General features: G+C 75.7%; 13 protein-coding genes and 1 pseudogene. 8 read left to right on the plus strand and 6 right to left on the minus strand.

Translation table 11 applies throughout. The features are described 5' to 3' along the window. Positions 1-2: 2 nt before the first annotated feature. The 3 genes from H505_RS0122065 (at position 3) to H505_RS0122075 (ending at position 4,494) form a co-directional block, all read left to right on the plus strand. Positions 3-986: an ABC transporter substrate-binding protein gene (locus H505_RS0122065; RefSeq protein WP_026403714.1), complete on the plus strand. Its 984-nt coding sequence runs from the start codon at positions 3-5 to the stop codon at positions 984-986. Beyond that, positions 986-3,037, plus strand: coding sequence for an iron ABC transporter permease (locus tag H505_RS0122070; RefSeq protein ID WP_026403715.1), 2,052 nt, complete (start codon positions 986-988; stop codon positions 3,035-3,037). The genes H505_RS0122065 and H505_RS0122070 overlap by 1 nt, the downstream gene beginning before the upstream one ends. Before the next feature lie 188 nt (positions 3,038-3,225). Next, on the plus strand, positions 3,226-4,494 hold the full coding sequence (locus H505_RS0122075) for an NAD(P)/FAD-dependent oxidoreductase (protein WP_026403716.1): 1,269 nt from the start codon (positions 3,226-3,228) through the stop codon (positions 4,492-4,494). Here the strand turns inward: H505_RS0122075 and H505_RS0122080 are convergent. Continuing rightward, the gene (locus H505_RS0122080; RefSeq protein ID WP_026403717.1) at positions 4,483-5,346 is read right to left on the minus strand and encodes an acyl-CoA thioesterase; all 864 of its coding nucleotides are present in this window, start codon (positions 5,344-5,346) and stop codon (positions 4,483-4,485) included. The genes H505_RS0122075 and H505_RS0122080 overlap by 12 nt on opposite strands. Further along, positions 5,343-5,803: pseudogene (locus tag H505_RS51845) on the minus strand (DUF427 domain-containing protein). Before H505_RS51845 ends, H505_RS0122080 begins: the two are co-directional and overlap by 4 nt. A 60-nt stretch (positions 5,804-5,863) precedes the next feature. Here H505_RS51845 and H505_RS0122090 point away from each other — a divergent pair. Next, positions 5,864-6,088, plus strand: coding sequence for a hypervirulence associated TUDOR domain-containing protein (locus H505_RS0122090; protein WP_026403718.1), 225 nt, complete (start codon positions 5,864-5,866; stop codon positions 6,086-6,088). Beyond that, a complete protein-coding gene (locus H505_RS0122095; protein ID WP_026403719.1) occupies positions 6,085-6,414 on the plus strand; it encodes a DUF3140 domain-containing protein in 330 nt (109 codons plus the stop codon). The genes H505_RS0122090 and H505_RS0122095 overlap by 4 nt, the downstream gene beginning before the upstream one ends. Here the strand turns inward: H505_RS0122095 and H505_RS0122100 are convergent. Continuing rightward, on the minus strand, positions 6,407-7,021 hold the full coding sequence (locus tag H505_RS0122100; RefSeq protein ID WP_051301024.1) for a TetR/AcrR family transcriptional regulator: 615 nt from the start codon (positions 7,019-7,021) through the stop codon (positions 6,407-6,409). The genes H505_RS0122095 and H505_RS0122100 overlap by 8 nt on opposite strands. Before the next feature lie 117 nt (positions 7,022-7,138). Here H505_RS0122100 and abc-f point away from each other — a divergent pair, with 117 nt between their 5' ends. The 3 genes from abc-f to H505_RS0122115 all read left to right on the plus strand — a co-directional run bounded on the left by abc-f (position 7,139) and on the right by H505_RS0122115 (position 9,929). Continuing rightward, the gene (gene abc-f, locus H505_RS0122105) at positions 7,139-8,728 is read left to right on the plus strand and encodes a ribosomal protection-like ABC-F family protein (RefSeq protein ID WP_026403721.1); all 1,590 of its coding nucleotides are present in this window, start codon (positions 7,139-7,141) and stop codon (positions 8,726-8,728) included. A gap of 16 nt (positions 8,729-8,744) precedes the next feature. Further along, complete coding sequence (locus tag H505_RS0122110; RefSeq protein ID WP_026403722.1) at positions 8,745-9,380, plus strand: CatB-related O-acetyltransferase; 636 nt, start codon at positions 8,745-8,747, stop codon at positions 9,378-9,380. A 135-nt stretch (positions 9,381-9,515) separates the two neighbouring features. Further along, positions 9,516-9,929, plus strand: a complete 414-nt coding sequence (locus H505_RS0122115) for a VOC family protein (RefSeq protein ID WP_026403723.1) — start codon at positions 9,516-9,518, stop codon at positions 9,927-9,929. A 6-nt stretch (positions 9,930-9,935) separates the two neighbouring features. Here the strand turns inward: H505_RS0122115 and H505_RS0122120 are convergent, their stop codons facing one another. From H505_RS0122120 to H505_RS0122130, 3 genes are all read right to left on the minus strand, one after another. Beyond that, complete coding sequence (locus H505_RS0122120; protein ID WP_157433086.1) at positions 9,936-10,961, minus strand: hypothetical protein; 1,026 nt, start codon at positions 10,959-10,961, stop codon at positions 9,936-9,938. A gap of 309 nt (positions 10,962-11,270) precedes the next feature. Continuing rightward, a complete protein-coding gene (locus tag H505_RS0122125) occupies positions 11,271-12,149 on the minus strand; it encodes an alpha/beta fold hydrolase (protein ID WP_026403725.1) in 879 nt (292 codons plus the stop codon). A gap of 3 nt (positions 12,150-12,152) precedes the next feature. Continuing rightward, positions 12,153-14,813 (minus strand): helix-turn-helix transcriptional regulator, encoded by a 2,661-nt coding sequence (locus tag H505_RS0122130; protein WP_026403726.1) that lies wholly within the window; start codon positions 14,811-14,813, stop codon positions 12,153-12,155. Positions 14,814-14,937: the final 124 nt, after the last annotated feature.

Below are 14,937 nucleotides of genomic sequence, written 5' to 3' on the forward strand. Positions count from 1 at the left end.
TGATGAAACGACTTCTGCGCGCCCTCGCGGGCGGCGCCGCCGCGACGGCGCTCGTCCTCGCCGCCGCCGGGTGCGGCGGCTCGGCCGGCGACACCGCGGGCGGCGACGCCCCCGGCGGCGCGGGCGCGATCACCGTCCAGACCGCGCGCGGCCCGGTGGCGCTGGACGCGCCCGCCACCCGCGTCGTGTCGCTGGAGTGGACGTACACCGAGAACCTCCTCGCGCTCGGCATCAACCCGATCGGCAACGCCGACCCCGCCGGATACGCCAAATGGGTCAGCGCGCCCGAGGCGAAGCTGCCCGAGGGCGTCGCCGACGTCGGCACCCGGCAGGAGCCGAGCCTGGAGAAGATCCGCGCGCTGAAGCCGGACCTGATCGTCTCCGACGAGAGCCGCATCGCCGCGAACCACGACCAGCTCGCCGACATCGCGCCCGTCCTCGCGTTCGACCCGCTCGCCGACCCGGCCCTCGGCACGATGAAGAAGAACTTCACCGAGCTGGCGAAGGCCGTCGGCAAGGAAGGCGAGGCCCCGGCCGTCCTCAAGAAGATCGACACCGCGGCGGCCGACCTCGAGTCGCGGCTGGAGAAGGCCGACAAGGCGGGCCTGGAGTACGCGGTCGCGCAGGCGTTCACCGCCAACGACGCCCCCCAGATCCGGATGCACACCGACCAGGCGCTCGTCGCGCAGGTGCTGAACCTCGCCGGGATGAAGAACACCTGGACCGGCAAGCCCGACGACTGGGGCATGACGACCGTCGGCGTCGAGGGCATCACGAGCGTCCCCGACGACGCGACGTTCCTGTACGTCGCGGCCGACGACGACAACCCGTTCAAGGAGCAGCTCGCCGACAACCCCGTCTGGACGGGCGCCGCGTTCGTCGAGGACGACCGCGCCCTCGCCCTCGACCCGGGCACCTGGTTCTACGGCGGCGTCCTGTCGAGCGTCCACATCCTCACCATGACCGGCAAGGCGCTCGGGGTCTGATGACCGTCCCGACCGGCGGGGCCGGGCTTCCGCCGCGGGCGCGCCCGACCGCCCTCGCGGCGGGCGGCGCGCTCGCGGCGGCGCTGTGCGCGGTGGCCGTCCTGCACCTGACCCTCGGCGCGTCCGGCGTCGGCCTCGGCGACCTGGCCGCGTTCGCGGCCGGCGGCGCCGACGCCGACGCGGAGGCCGTCCTGCTGGGCAGCCGCCTGCCGCGCACCCTCGCCGGTCTCGCCTCCGGCGTCGCCCTCGGCGTCGCCGGGGCCCTCATCCAGGGCTCCACCCGCAACCCGCTCGGCGCCCCCGACACCCTCGGCGTCAACGCGGGCGCCTACCTCGCCGTCGCCCTCGCCGCCTACCTCGGCCTGGAGACCGGCACCCTGCTGTCCGGCGGCGCCGCGTTCCTCGGCGGCCTCGCCGCCGCCGCGACCGTCTACCTGCTCACCGCGCGCGGCGTCCTCACCCCCGGGCGGCTGCTGCTCGCGGGCGCCTGCGTCACCCTCGGCGGCATGGCCGGCGCCGAGTTCCTGCAGCTCGTCGACGAGCCCGCCACCCGCGGCGTCTTCCTGTGGGGCAACGGGACGCTGCTGCAGTCCGGGCTGGACCGCCCGCTGACGATCGGCGCCGTCGTCCTCGCCGCCGCGCTGCTCGCCCCCGCCCTCGCCCGCCCGCTGGACGTCCTCGCGCTCGGCGACGACACCGCCGCGTCCCTCGGCGTCCGGGTGGCCCGCACCCGCGTGCTCGCCTGGCTGCTCGCCGTCCTGCTCGCGGCCGCCGCCGTCACCCTCACCGGCCCGATCGGCTACGTCGGCCTGATGGCCCCGGTCGCCGTCCGCCGCCTCGGCGTCCGCCGCCACCTCGCGCTGCTCCCGCTCGCCGGGCTCGGCGGCGCGCTGCTCGTCCTCGCCGGGGACGCCGCCGCCCGCGTCGCCCTCCCGCCGTCCGCCGGGTTCGGCGAACTGCCCGTCGGGGTCGTGACCGCGCTGATCGGCGGGCCCGTGTTCGTCCTGCTCGCCCGCCGCACCCAGACCGGGGACGCCGACGCGGGCGCGGCCGTCGCGGTCACCGCGCCGCCGGGCGGCCCCCGCTACGCGGCCGTCCTCGCGGGCGGGCTGCTCGCCCTCGCCGCCGCGGCGCTGGTCGGCCTGCGGATCGGCGACGTGGACGTCTCGTGGGGCCAGGTCGCCGCGTCCCTCACCGGCTCCGGCACCGACGAGACCGACGCCGTCGTGTTCTACCGGCTGCCCCGCATCCTGGTCGCCGCGCTGGCCGGGGCCGTCCTCGCGGTCGCGGGCGCGGCCGTCCAGTCGGTGGTGCGCAACCCGCTCGCCGAACCCGGGTTCCTCGGCGTCACCGCGGGCTCGTCCGCGGGCGCCGTCGCGCTGATCACCGTGCTGCCGGGCGCGCCCGCCGCGCTGATCCCGGTGTTCGCGGCGGCCGGCGGCGTCCTCGCGCTCGCCGTCGTCGTCGCGCTCGCCCGCGACCGGCACGGCCTCGACCCGACCCGCGTCGTCCTCGTCGGCCTCGGCGCCGCCGTCACGCTGAGCGCGGTGACGAACCTGATGGTCGTCGCCGAGCAGATGAACGTGTCGGCGGCGCTCACGTGGATGGCGGGCAGCACCTACGCCCGGGACGCGTCGACGCTCGGCTGGCTCGCCGTGCCCGCGCTCGCGGCCGTCCTGTTCGCGCTGTCGGCCCGTCCGGTGGACATGCTCGCGCTCGGCGACGACCTACCGCGCGCGCTCGGGCTGAACCTCGGCCGGGCCCGGCTGCTGGCGCTGCTCGCGGGCGCGGTGCTGGCGTCGGGCGCCGCGGCCGCCGTCGGGAACGTCGGGTTCGTCGCGCTCGTCGCGCCGCACCTGGCCCGCCGCCTCGCGGGCGGCGCCACCGCCCGCCTCGTCCCGGTCGCCGCGGTCCTCGGCGCCGTCCTCGTCGTCGCCGCCGACGCGCTCGGCCGCACCCTGCTCGCCCCGGTCGAGATCCCGGTCGGCATCATGACCGCCGTCCTCGGCACCCCGTACCTGATCTGGCTGATGCGCCGCACCGCCCCCTGACCGGCGGCCGGAACGGAGCGCAGCGGAGTGGAGGCCGCCGGGCAGGGGGCCGCTCTTGCCGGGGGGTGTGGGGGGTCGCCCCCCACAATGACGCGCCTGACCGGCGGCGCTCTTGCCGGGGATTTTGCTCCTTCGCGGATGTCATCACCGGCCGCGGGGGCATGTCCCGACCGACGCGAGGAGGGACGATGGCCGACACCGTGGTCGTGGTGGGGGCGGGGATCGCCGGGCTGGCCTGCGCCGTCCGGCTCCGCGAGAACGGGGTGCCGGTGCGGGTGCTGGAGGCGTCGGACGGCGTCGGCGGACGCATGCGCACCGACGTCGTCGAGGGGTTCCGGCTCGACCGGGGCTTCCAGGTGTTCAACACCGCGTACCCCGAGGTGCGGCGCCTGCTCGACCTGCGGTCGCTGCACCTGCGGCCGTTCGCGTCCGGGGTGGTCGTCTACGACGCGGGACGGCGGGAGCGGGTCATGCTCCCGTGGCGGCACCCCTCGTACACGCTCGGCACCCTCTTCGCGGGCATCGGGTCGCCGCGCGACAAGGCCGCGCTGGTGGCGATGACGGCCCGCGACATGGCCGCACCGCCGTCCCGGATCCGCACCGGCGCCGAGCGCACGACGCTGGACGAGCTGCGCCGCCGGGGCATCTCGGACACGATGATCGACCGGCTGCTGCGCCCGTTCCTGGCCGCCGTCCTCCTCGAACGCGACCTGGAGACCTCCAGCCGCTACTTCCACATGCTCTGGCGGTCGTTCGCGAGCGGCACCATCGGCGTGCCCGCGCTCGGCATGGGGCGGGTCCCGGCGCTGCTCGCCGACCGGCTGCCCGAGGGGACGGTCGAACTGGAGAGGCCCGTCCGGGAGATCACCGACGACGGCGTCCGGACGGCGTCCGGCGAGACGATCGCGGCGCGCGCGGTCGTGGTCGCGGCGGACCCGACGGCGGCCGCGGCGCTCGTCCCCGGCGTCGAGGCGCCCGCGATGCGGCCCGTCACGACCTTCTACCACACGGCCACGTCGTCGCCGATGCGCGAACCGGTGCAGATCATCGACGCGCAGGGGGTCGTCGCGGACACGATCGTCCTCACCGACGCCGCCCCCGAGTACTCGCCGGACGGGCGCGCGCTCATCTCCACGTCCGTCCTCGGGGTGCACGGCGACGCGGACGAGCCGCGGGTGCGGGACCGCCTCGCGGAGATCTACGGGCACACCAACGGGTGGCGGCACCTCGCGACGTACGCGGTGCCGGAGGCGCTGCCCGCGATGCCGCCGCCCCTGCGGTTCCGGCAGCCGGTGCGGCTCGGCCCCGGGCGGTACGTGTGCGGCGACCACCGCGACACCGGCTCCATCCAGGGCGCCCTGGTCTCCGGGCGGCGCGCCGCGCAGGCCGTCCTGGACGACCTGCGCGCCCTCGACGCCCGCCGCCGGATCGCCGCGGTGCCGGAGTCACAGCCGTGACGCGGCGGGCATCGCCTGCCCGCGCGGCTCGAACGCCCGGATCATCCCGTCCTGGGTGAAGGACGCGAGGAGCCGCCCGTCCCCGGTGACGATCTGGCCGCGCACGTGGCTCATGCCCGCGCCCGCGTACACGCTCTCGTGGTGGTACCGGACCCAGCCGTCCCACCGGACGGGCTCGTGGAAGTGCACGGCGATGCCCATGACCGCCGTCGACACCGTGTCGTGCGCCTGCGCCGTCCCGATGCCGGGGTGCGCCCGCATGGTCGCCGAGATGGCGAGGTGGCCGGTGAAGTGCGCGAGCAGCGCGCGCCGCAGATCGTCCCGCTCGGGGACGGCCTCGTAGCGCACCCACGCGTCGATGACCGGGGGGCCGACCTCGCCGGGGTCGCCGTAGTCCCGGACGTCCTCGATGCGGATCTCGCGGCCCCGCATCGGCATGTCGACGGGGTGCGCCGCGCCGGGGCCCGCGGGCGCCGGGCCCGTCCACGCGTCGTGCCGGACGACGTCGGGTCCCGGGCGGTCGAGGAGGACGGTGCAGGTCGCGCACGTCCGGCCGCCCTGCCCGACCGCGATCGTCGCGCTCGCGAACGAGCGGCCCTCCCGGACGGGCGCGACCGCGAACTCCAGCGGCTGCGCGGGGTCGGCGACCGCGACGAACAGCGCGTGCGCCGAACGCACGGTCCGTCCGGGGAACGTCTTCGACGCGGCGACGACGCACTGGGCGAGGAGCTGGCTGCCGTCGGCGACCCGGCGGCCGCCGCCGTCGCTGCCCCCGGTGAACGCGGACCGCCCGGCGCCGGCCGGGGCCACGTCGAACACGTCGAGCATCCGGGCGAGGGACGAACCGGTCACGGCCGCACCCCCGTGAAGACGCCCGCGCCGAGCGTCACGCCGACGGCGTCGAGGTCGAACGCGACGTGCCCGGCGAGCCGCGCGACCTGCGGGAACGGCTCCGGGTAGGCCCACGCGATCCCGGGGCCGCCGCCGCCGGACGCCCGCCAGTGCACGGCCTGCCCTTGAACGGGCAGACGGTGCGGCGGCCGGTCGGCTCCAGCCGCGCGAAGTCGACGGCCTCCTCGGGGAAGTAGACCGCGAGCCCGTGGTCCTGCTCGTCCACGAACAGGCACGCGCGGCTGCGGGCGAGGAGCGTCCCGCCCAGCCGCGCCGTCACGAGGTTCGTGCGGGCGAGCAGTTCGACGCGGTAGTCCGGGCGTTCGTGGTACATCGACCGTGCGGCTGCCAAGGCTGCGACCTCCCTCGGGCGGACGCCTCCATCCTCGCAGCGGGCACCCCCGAATGGAAGGGGCATTCTCTAATTCGAGATTACCGTTGCCGAGGTTGCGCGCCGCGGACCGGGTAGGCCGGTGACATGGGCGAACGCAAGGGGGAACCCTCGATCGGGGGCGAGGTCGAGTGGAGCAGCCACGGGTCCACGGCCGAGGGAAAGGTCGAGAAGAAGGTCACCGACCGGCGGAAGGAGGCCGGACGCACGGTCGCCGCGTCACCCGACGAACCCCAGTACGTCGTGCGCAGCGAGAAGAGCGGCAAGAAGGCCGTCCACAAGCCGTCCGCGCTGAAGCGGAAGAAGAAGTGAGCGGCGACGGCGCGGGCGTCGAGGCCGAGTTCGGCGAGGTCGTCAACATGACCCCGAAGGAGCTCGAACGCTGGCTCGACTCCGACGAGTCCCGCTCCGTCGGGCAGAAGGACGGCGGCGGCGAGTCGACCGGCCACGCGTCGGGCCGCAGGATCATCGAGCTGCTCCGCGCCAAGTCGTCCGACCTGACCGACGACGACCGGGCGCACATGAACAAGGTCGTGGGCTACGTCCACCGCCACCTCGCGCAGCGCCCGTCCGGCGACATCGAGCACACCAAGTGGCGCTACTCGCTGATGAACTGGGGCCACGACCCCCTCAAGTAGCGAACGCGCCCGCGGACGCCGCGAGGACGGCCGTCCGCGCCGCCTGGCCGGGCAGGTCGGGATCGGGCGGCGTGCCGAGCAGGACCAGGTGGTGGTAGAGCGGCGCGGTCGCCGCGATGAGCAGCCGCCGCGCGTCCACGCCCGGCGCCAGCTCGCCCCGCGCCACGGCCCGCTCCACGACGACCTCGCAGCGGGCGTACCGGTCCTCCCACAGCCGCCGCTGGGCTTCGGCGGCCTGCTCGGAGCGGAACGACGCCGCGATCAGCGCCGCCATGACCGGCGGCCGCGCGGCCATGCCGTCCTGGATCTCGCGGTTCAGCCCCGTCAGGTCGCCCTCCAGCGAACCGGTGTCCGGGGGCCGCCAGTCGTCGTCGCCCGCCGCGTCCAGCACGTCCGCCAGCAGGCCCCCGACGTCCTTCCAGCGCCGGTACACCGTCGCGCGGTGCACGCCCGCCCGCGCGGCGACGCCGTCCATGGTGAGCCCGTCGAAGCCGTGCTCGCCCAGCTCCGCCCGCACGGCGTCGAGCACCTGCGCGCGCACGCGCGCGGTCCGGCCGCCGGGGCGCCGGGCCCGTCGATCTTCCGGTTGCACCGGGGTGGTCGTCATGGCACCATCTTAAAGTAACAGTTGTCGCATTAGTGGAGTCGCCGATGCTCATCCGGAGCGTTCACCCGGTCCCGCGGTCCCCGGCCGCCCGCCCCTCGAATGCTTCGGAGTGCCCGCATGCCCACGCAGATCACCGCGCTCGCCGCGTCCAAGTCCTACAACGGCCGGGTCGTCCTCGACTCGGTGACGTGCTCGCTCACCGCGGGCGAGCGCACCGGGATCGTCGGTGAGAACGGTTCCGGCAAGACCACCCTCCTCCGCCTGCTCGCGGGCCGCGAGCACCCCGACGCGGGCGAGGTCGTCGTCCAGGCGGACGGCGGCGTCGGCTACCTCCCGCAGGACGAGCGGCTCCCGCCGGACGCGACCGTCCAGCAGGTCATCGACCGCGCCCTGAGCGACCTCCGCGCCATCGAGGAGCGGATGCGCCGCCTCGAGAAGGCGATGGCCGGCGGCGACGAGACCGCCATGGCCGAGTACGGCGAGCTGCTGACCGTGTTCGAGCTGCGCGGCGGCTACGACGCCGACGCCCGCGTCGAACGCGCCATGCACGGCCTCGGCCTCGGCCTCGTCGACCGCGCCCGCACCGTCGGCGGCCTGTCCGGCGGCGAGCAGGTCCGGCTCCGGCTCGCGGCCGTCCTCGCCGCCGCGCCCGAGGTGCTCCTGCTGGACGAGCCGACCAACCACCTCGACGCCGCCGCCGTGGCCTGGCTGGAGGACCACCTGCGCACCCGCGCGGGCACCACCGTCGCCGTCTCCCACGACCGCGCGTTCCTCGAACGCGTCGCCACGACCCTGCTGGAGGTCGACGCCGACCGGCGCACCGTCGTCCGGTACGGCAACGGCTACGCGGGGTACCTCGCCGAGAAGAAGGCGGCCCGCGAACGCTGGGTCCAGGCCCACGACCGGTGGCGGGCCGACGTGGAGCACCACCGCGAGTCCGCCGCGACCACCGCCCGCCGGGTGGCGCCCGGCCGCGCGATGAAGGACGGCAACAAGATGGCCTACGACCGGGCGGCCGGACGGGTGCAGCAGTCGCTCGCGAGCCGGGTGCGGAACGCGGAGGAGCGGCTGAAGCGGCTCCTCGCCGACCCGGTCCCGCCGCCGCCCGAACCGCTCCGCTTCACCCCGGTGCTCCGCGCCCGCCGCCTGGAAGGGAACGTCCTCGACGCCGCCGGCGTCGCCGTCGCGGACCGCCTGCGCCCCACCGACCTCGCCGTCCCCGCGGGCTCGCGGCTGCTGGTCACCGGGCCGAACGGCGCGGGCAAGAGCACCCTCCTGCGCGTCCTCGCGGGCGACGCCGCCCCCGACCGCGGCACCGTCGCCCGCCGCGGCCGCGTCGGGTACCTCCCGCAGGAGCCCCGGCCGGGCGCGCCCGGCGAGACGCTCCTCGCCGCCTTCGCCCGCGGCCGGACCGGCGACCCCGCCGAGCACGCCGACCGCCTCCAGGCCCTCGGCCTGTTCGACCCCGCCCAGTTCACGACACCCGTCGGCCGCCTCTCCACCGGCCAGCGCCAGCGGCTCGCCCTCGCGCGGCTGCTCACCGAACCCTGGGACGCCCTCCTGCTGGACGAGCCCACGAACCACCTGTCGCCCGCCCTCGTCGAGGACCTCGAAACGGCCCTCGCCGGGTACGGCGGCGCCCTCGTCGTCGTCAGCCACGACCGCCGCCTGCGCCGCCGCTGGCAGGGCGCCCACCTCGCCCTCTGACCCCGAAGGAACCCCGATGCCCGCTCCCGCCGACCCGACCGTCCTGCACCCGATGCCCGGCCAGCCCCGGCTCGTCCAGCTGAAACCCCTCGTCACCTCACCGCTCATCGAGGTGGGGGAGTACTCGTACTACGACGACCCGGACGATCCGACGGCCTTCGAGACCCGCAACGTCCTGTACCACTACGGCCCCGAGAAGCTGGTCATCGGGAAGTTCTGCGCACTCGGCGAAGGCGTCCGGTTCATCATGAACGGCGCGAACCACCGCATGGACGGCCCGTCCACCTTCCCCTTCCCGATCATGGGCGGGGCGTGGGCGGAGCACTTCGACCTCATCACGGACCTGCCCGGCCGCGGCGACACCGTCCTCGGCCACGACGTGTGGCTCGGCTACCGCACGACGGTGATGCCCGGCGTCCGCATCGGCCACGGCGCCGTCGTCGCGTCGGGCTCCGTCGTCGTCGACGACGTCCCCGACTACGGCATCGTCGGCGGCAACCCGGCCCGCCTCATCCGCCGCCGCCACGGCGACGCCGACGTCGAGCGCCTCCTCGCCGTCGCGTGGTGGGACTGGCCCGTCGAGCACATCACCGCCCACGTCCGCACCATCATGTCCGGCACCGTCGACGAACTGGAGCAAGCCGCCCCCTGAACGGCGTCAGCCGCGCCGCCCCGCCTTTACCGAGACTCGACCATGCCGGGTTCCAATGCCGGTAGCCCGGCGCGCGGACGGGTTGTGAGGATCGAAGCGCGAGCCGACTCCGGCATCCTCGACAGGGGGCACTCTGTGACATCGCAGCTCAATCCGTACATCAGCTTCGACGGCGACGCCCGGGAGGCGATGGAGTTCTACCGGTCCGTCTTCGGCGGCGAACTGGTGATGCACACCTTCGGCGAGTTCGGCGACCCGGACGCGCCCGGGGCCGACAAGATCATGCACGCCTTGCTGCGCTCCGAGCGCGGCTACGCGATCATGGGCGCCGACAGCCCGCCCGGCATGCCGTACAACCCCGGCGACAACATCACGATCAGTCTGAGCGGCGACGACGCCGACACGCTGCGCGGCTACTGGGCGAAGCTCTCCGAGAGCGGCACCGTGGTCGTCCCGCTGGAGATGCAGATGTGGGGCGACGAGTACGGCCAGTGCACCGACCGCTTCGGCATCGGCTGGATGGTCAACATCAGCGGCTCGGCCGCCTGACGGCGGCTACGCGCGCCGCACGGGCGTCCCGGCGTCGAGCGACTCCAGGTACCCGGCGACCTTCGGCGACCTGCGGCTCTCCGCCGGGACGGCGTCGGCGACCTTGCGGGCGAGGCTGTTCACCAGGGCGGTCCGGTGCTCGACCGGCTGGGCCTCGTAGACCGCCTGCGCGAGCCGGACCCCTTCGGTGACGTCCCCCGCACGGACATGCCCGGACGCATTCAGCAGCGAGAGCTGGGAGCGCGTGCGCGGATCGTCGGCGGGCAGGATCGCCAGCGCCTTGTCGACCGACTTGTCCACCAGCTCGCGATCACCCGCGTAAGCGTGCACCCAAGCCGCGGTGTAGTGCACGCGGTCCTCGGCCCAGTCGTTGACGGAACTCGGGTCCGCGGTCGAGGTGTTGGTTCTCTGAGTGATCTCCTCGCAGGACCGCAGAGCCGCCGCTGCTTCGGCGTCGCGCCCCTGCAACGCATATACCTGCGCGCGGACCGAGTGGAGGCCCGCCAGGCCGGGGCAGGGAGTGCCCGAGGACCGAGAGATCGCCTCGTCCGCCTTGCGCAGGAGCACTCCGGCGGGACGGTCTTCATATATTTCGCGGATGAGGCGGTTCTGGGTCACCCAAATGCTGAGGTGGATGTCGCCGGAGGCATCGGCCGCGTGTTGCGCGGTGGTCCACCACCGGCGTGCCAGACGAGGCTCGCCCAAATTGCACAGGGTCTTCGCCATGAGAAGGGACAAGGCGCTCGTCACTCGGCTCCAATCTTTCGAAAGCCGATCATCGGTGCGCCGCGCGGTGATCTGCTGAACGGCCACAAGATCGACCGCGAGGTCACGCATGAGTTGCTGAGGGGGAAGGAGAGTGTAGCTGTATCCGTACTCGGCGACCGTCTCTTCCCATTCGTCCAGTTGGCTGTCCTCACTGCGGCCCAGTGCGCGATCGACGCCGCCGTGAATGTGCTGGAGGGCTTCCATCGCCGGGGTCGTGGTGATGCCGAGGGCCGCCAGGGCCTGCAGAAGTCGACGTCGTTCCATGTCGTCGTCCTCCTCGTTCGGGACGCCGGGGTGTGGACTCGCCCGCTCCACGCTACGCCGCTCGCGGGTGCATGTCCGTGCCGCGGGCGCGAGGGCGGCCGCGGCACCCGCCGCGCCACCCCGCGCGGCCGGTTCAGGGGGTGGCGAGTGCGCCGAGGGTGGACCGCAGCCATCCGCGGCGGGCGCGGGCCGGGCGGCGCCTCGTTCCAGGACGTCCAGTACCAGAGGCGCCCCGAGTCCGGTGCGCGCCGCCGGTGCGGCCGGACGACCCGGCCGGACGGCCCGGTCGGCACCGTCTGACCGTCGGGGTTACTCGGCGGTGTGGTCGAGGATGGCGGCGGCGAGGGTCTCGTGGGTCTCGGGCGGCAGGGTGTGGCCGAGGCCGGACGGGGTGAGCAGGCGGGCGCCCGGGACGCGTTCGGCGATCGCGGCGCCGTGGCCCGGCTTGACCGGTTCGTGGGTGCCCTCGATGACGAGCGTGGGGGCCTTCACCCGGTGCAGGGCGTCCACCGGCTCGAAGGCGGGGTCGGCCGCGGCGGCGAGCCGGTGGTTGGCGGCGGCGGACAGGTCGCGGGCGCGGTCGTGGACGCGTTCCTGGAGGCGGCGGGCGGCGTCCTCGTCGAAGGGGAGGCCGGTGCCGTGCAGGACGCGCTGCTCGGCGATCATCGCGTCGATGCGGGCGCGGCGGTCGGCCGGGGGCGGCGCGGTCATGAGGGCGCGGAAGTGGTCGACGAACTCGGGCGTCGGCTCGGGCAGGCTCCCCGGCGGCTGCGGCTGCCCGGTGAGGGCCCGCAGCAGCACCTCGCCCTCGCCGCCGCCGAGCGGGGAGGACGCGATGACGGTCAGCGACCGCACCCGCTCCGGCCGTTCGACCGCGATGAGCTGGGCGAGGATGCCGCCCGCCGAGTGGCCGACCAGGTGCGCGCTCGCCAGGCCGTGGGCGTCCATCACGCGGTAGACGTCGTCCTTGATGTCGGCCCACGTGTAGGGGTTCGCGGCGAAGTCGACGGTGTCGGACATGCCGGTGTCGCGGTGGTCGTAGCGGACGACGCGGCGGCCGCCCGCGGTGAGCAGGCCGACGAACTCGTCCGGCCACAGGACGCCCTGCGACATCGAACCCATGATCAGCAGGATCGGCGCGTCCGTGTCGGCGCCGAACTCTTCGCTCCAGATGTTCACGTTTGGCATGCCTCAGAGCTTGCCGTGCGCGGCGGCGGGCGCCTTCTGTAGAACTACCAGTCGCGCCAGTTCGGTACGGGAGCCGATGCCCAGCTTCGGATAGATCTTGTACAGGTGGTACTCGACGGTGCGGGGGCTGAGGAACAGCCGGGCGGCGATCTCCTTGCTCGACAGCCCGTCGGCGACCAGGCCCGCGATGCGCAGCTCCTGCGGCGTCAGCGCGTCGAGGACGGCCGGGGGCGGGGCGTGCCCGCTCTCGCCCGCCGCGCGGAGCTCGTCCTGCGCGCGGCGGGCCCACGGCCGGGCGCCCGCCCGCTCGAAGGTCTCCCACGCCGCCCGCAGGTGCGCGCGGGCCTCGGCCGGACGGTGCGCGCGGCGGAGGCGCTCGCCGAGCAGCAGGGCCGTCCGGGCCGCCTCGAACGGGTTCGTGTGCAGGCGGAGCGCCTCGGCGAACGCGTCGTCGGACGCGTCCACCAGGCCCCGGCAGCGGGCGAGGAGGGCGCCGGACTCGGGCGTCGCGGCGTGCTCGGTCCAGCGCTCGTAGGCGGCGAAGGCCGCGCGTGCGGCGGCTACGTCGCCCGCGCCCGCGGCGGCCTCGATCCGGTCGGGCGCCGACCGCCACAGGACGGTCGGGTGCCCGGCGCCCGGCCCGGCGGCGGCGAGCGCGGTGAACCGGTCGTGGGCGGCGGCGTGGCGGCCGAGGCACAGGTCGAGCATCGCGCGCGCGTACGCGGCCACCCCGGCGTGCAGCCCGACCCGGTGCGGGATCGCGATGGCGAGGGCGTCGCGGGCGTGCCGCTCGCAGGTCTCCTCCTCGCCGCGCAGCGCCGCCACCACCGCGAGGTTCGCCAGGTGGGCGGCCACCGTGTTGGTGTATCCGGCTTCGCGGGCCAGCGCGAGGGCCTCCTCGGACACGGCGCGGCTGCGGGCGGGACGTCCGGCGATGCGCTCGGCCGTCGCGGCGAACTCCAGCACGACCGGCAGTTGCCCGGTCATGCCCGACACCCGGGCGACCCGCTCCGCCCTGGCGGCCAGGTCGGCGGCCAGGTCCCATTCGCGCAGGGCGCTGGCGGCGGCGGTCGCCCACAGGTACGCGGACGCGTCGTCGAGGCCGTCCGCGCGGGCCAGGGCCCGGCGCAGGAGGCCGGGACCGTCGGGGTCGCCGTCGAGCGTGCGGCCGATCCCGACGACCGCGTCCCGCAGGAAACCGGCGGGGTGCGCGGCGGCGCGCCGGGCGAGGCGGACGATCGCGGCGGTGTCGCCGACGTACGAGGCGGCCTCCACGGCGTCGGCGAGCGTGTCGAGGTCGTCGCCCGCGGACAGGATCCGCACGGCCTCGGCGGCGTTGCCCGAGGTCAGTTCGAACCGGCCGCGGAGCCGGGCGAGCCGCGGGGCGAGCGCGTCCCCGGCCTCCTCGCGCGCCTCGGCCAGCAGCGACTCCGCCCGCCCCGGACGGCCGCCGAGCCACGCGGCGACGGCGGCGTCCTTCAGCCGGACGGCGCGGGCGTGCGGCTCGGGGGTCAGTTCGGCGGCCCGGGCGAGGGCGGTGGCGGCGGTGCCGTAGCCGCCGCGCTCGCGGGCGCGGTCGGCGGCGGCCGTCAGCGCGGCGGCGACCCGTTCGTCCCGGCCGAGGGCGGCCCCGGCCAGGTGCCAGGCGCGGCGGTCGCCGCCGGTCAGCTCCGCCAGGACGGCGTGCACCCGGCGGACCTCCGCGCCGCCCGCCGCCTCGTGCACCGCGGACCGGACGAGCGGGTGCCGGAAGCGCACCCGCGTCCCCGCGACGTCGGCCAGTCCGGCGGCTTCGAGTTCGGCGAGCGCGGCCCGGCCGTCCGCGTCGAGCAGCCGGTCGGCGGCGGCCAGGACGTGGTCGAGTTCGGCTTCCACGGCGGCGGTCAGGGCGACGAGCCGGGCGGGCGGGGAGAGCGCGGCGACCCGGTCGCCGAAGAGCCGGGCGCCGCCGGGCGGCGGGTCGGGCAGCGGGTCGCGCCCGGCGCGCTGCGCGGGCGTCAGCAGGTCCGCGATCTCGCGGAGCGCGAGGGGGTTCGCGCGGGTCAGCGCGACGAGCTCGCGGGCGACGCCGGGGGCGAGCCCGCCGTGCCGGGACGCGAGCAGTTCGGCCGCCGCGGGCTCCGGCAGGCCGCGCACGTCCACCGTCCGGGGCACCCCGGCGACCGGGGCGTCGCCGCGCACGGCGAACAGCATCGCGATGCGTTCCGTCGCCAGCCTGCGGGCGGCGAACAGCAGCGCGTCGGCGGAGGCCCGGTCGACCCACTGGAGGTCGTCGACGGCGCAGAGCAGCCCGTCCGGCGCGGCGGCCTCGGCCAGCAGCGAGAACACTCCGGCGCCGACGAGGAAGCGGTCGCCGGCGCCGCCCGCGGCGAGCCCGAGGGCCGCGCGCACCGCGTCGCGCTGGGGGCCGGGCAGCGCGTCGAGCCCGTCGGCCACGGGCAGCAGCAGCCGGTGCAGCGCCGCGAACGCGAGGTCGGACTCGGGTTCGACGCCGGTGGTCCGCAGCACCCGCATCGCGCCGCCGCGCGCGGCGGCGGCGTCGAGCAGCGCGGTCTTGCCCGCGCCCGCCTCGCCGCGCAGCAGCACCGCGCCGCCGGACCCGTCGCGCGCCCGCGCGACCACCTCGTCGAGTTCGCCGATCTCCGCCGACCTGCCGTACAGCACGGACGTCACTGTAAGGAGGCGTCCGCGCGGCCCGGCCGCCGGGTCGGGTCGCGACGTCGGGACGGGCCCCGGCCGGCCCCCGCCCGACCTCGTGCTGACGTATCGCCAATAGTTATTGTCAATA

It is taken from the genome of Actinomadura rifamycini DSM 43936 (assembly GCF_000425065.1).
In the GTDB taxonomy this organism is placed as follows: Bacteria; Actinomycetota; Actinomycetes; order Streptosporangiales; family Streptosporangiaceae; genus Spirillospora; species Spirillospora rifamycini.

Excerpts from the sequence above, each read along its gene's own strand:
- H505_RS0122065 (WP_026403714.1), top strand. The coding sequence starts at position 3 with ATGAAACGACTTCTGCGCGCCCTCGCGGGCGGCGCCGCCGCGACGGCG.
- H505_RS0122070 (WP_026403715.1), top strand. The coding sequence starts at position 986 with ATGACCGTCCCGACCGGCGGGGCCGGGCTTCCGCCGCGGGCGCGCCCG.
- H505_RS0122075 (WP_026403716.1), top strand. The coding sequence starts at position 3,226 with ATGGCCGACACCGTGGTCGTGGTGGGGGCGGGGATCGCCGGGCTGGCC.
- H505_RS0122090 (WP_026403718.1), top strand. The coding sequence starts at position 5,864 with ATGGGCGAACGCAAGGGGGAACCCTCGATCGGGGGCGAGGTCGAGTGG.
- H505_RS0122100 (WP_051301024.1), bottom strand. The coding sequence starts at position 7,021 with ATGACGACCACCCCGGTGCAACCGGAAGATCGACGGGCCCGGCGCCCC.
- abc-f (WP_026403721.1), top strand. The coding sequence starts at position 7,139 with ATGCCCACGCAGATCACCGCGCTCGCCGCGTCCAAGTCCTACAACGGC.
- H505_RS0122110 (WP_026403722.1), top strand. The coding sequence starts at position 8,745 with ATGCCCGCTCCCGCCGACCCGACCGTCCTGCACCCGATGCCCGGCCAG.
- H505_RS0122120 (WP_157433086.1), bottom strand. The coding sequence starts at position 10,961 with ATGGAACGACGTCGACTTCTGCAGGCCCTGGCGGCCCTCGGCATCACC.
- H505_RS0122125 (WP_026403725.1), bottom strand. The coding sequence starts at position 12,149 with ATGCCAAACGTGAACATCTGGAGCGAAGAGTTCGGCGCCGACACGGAC.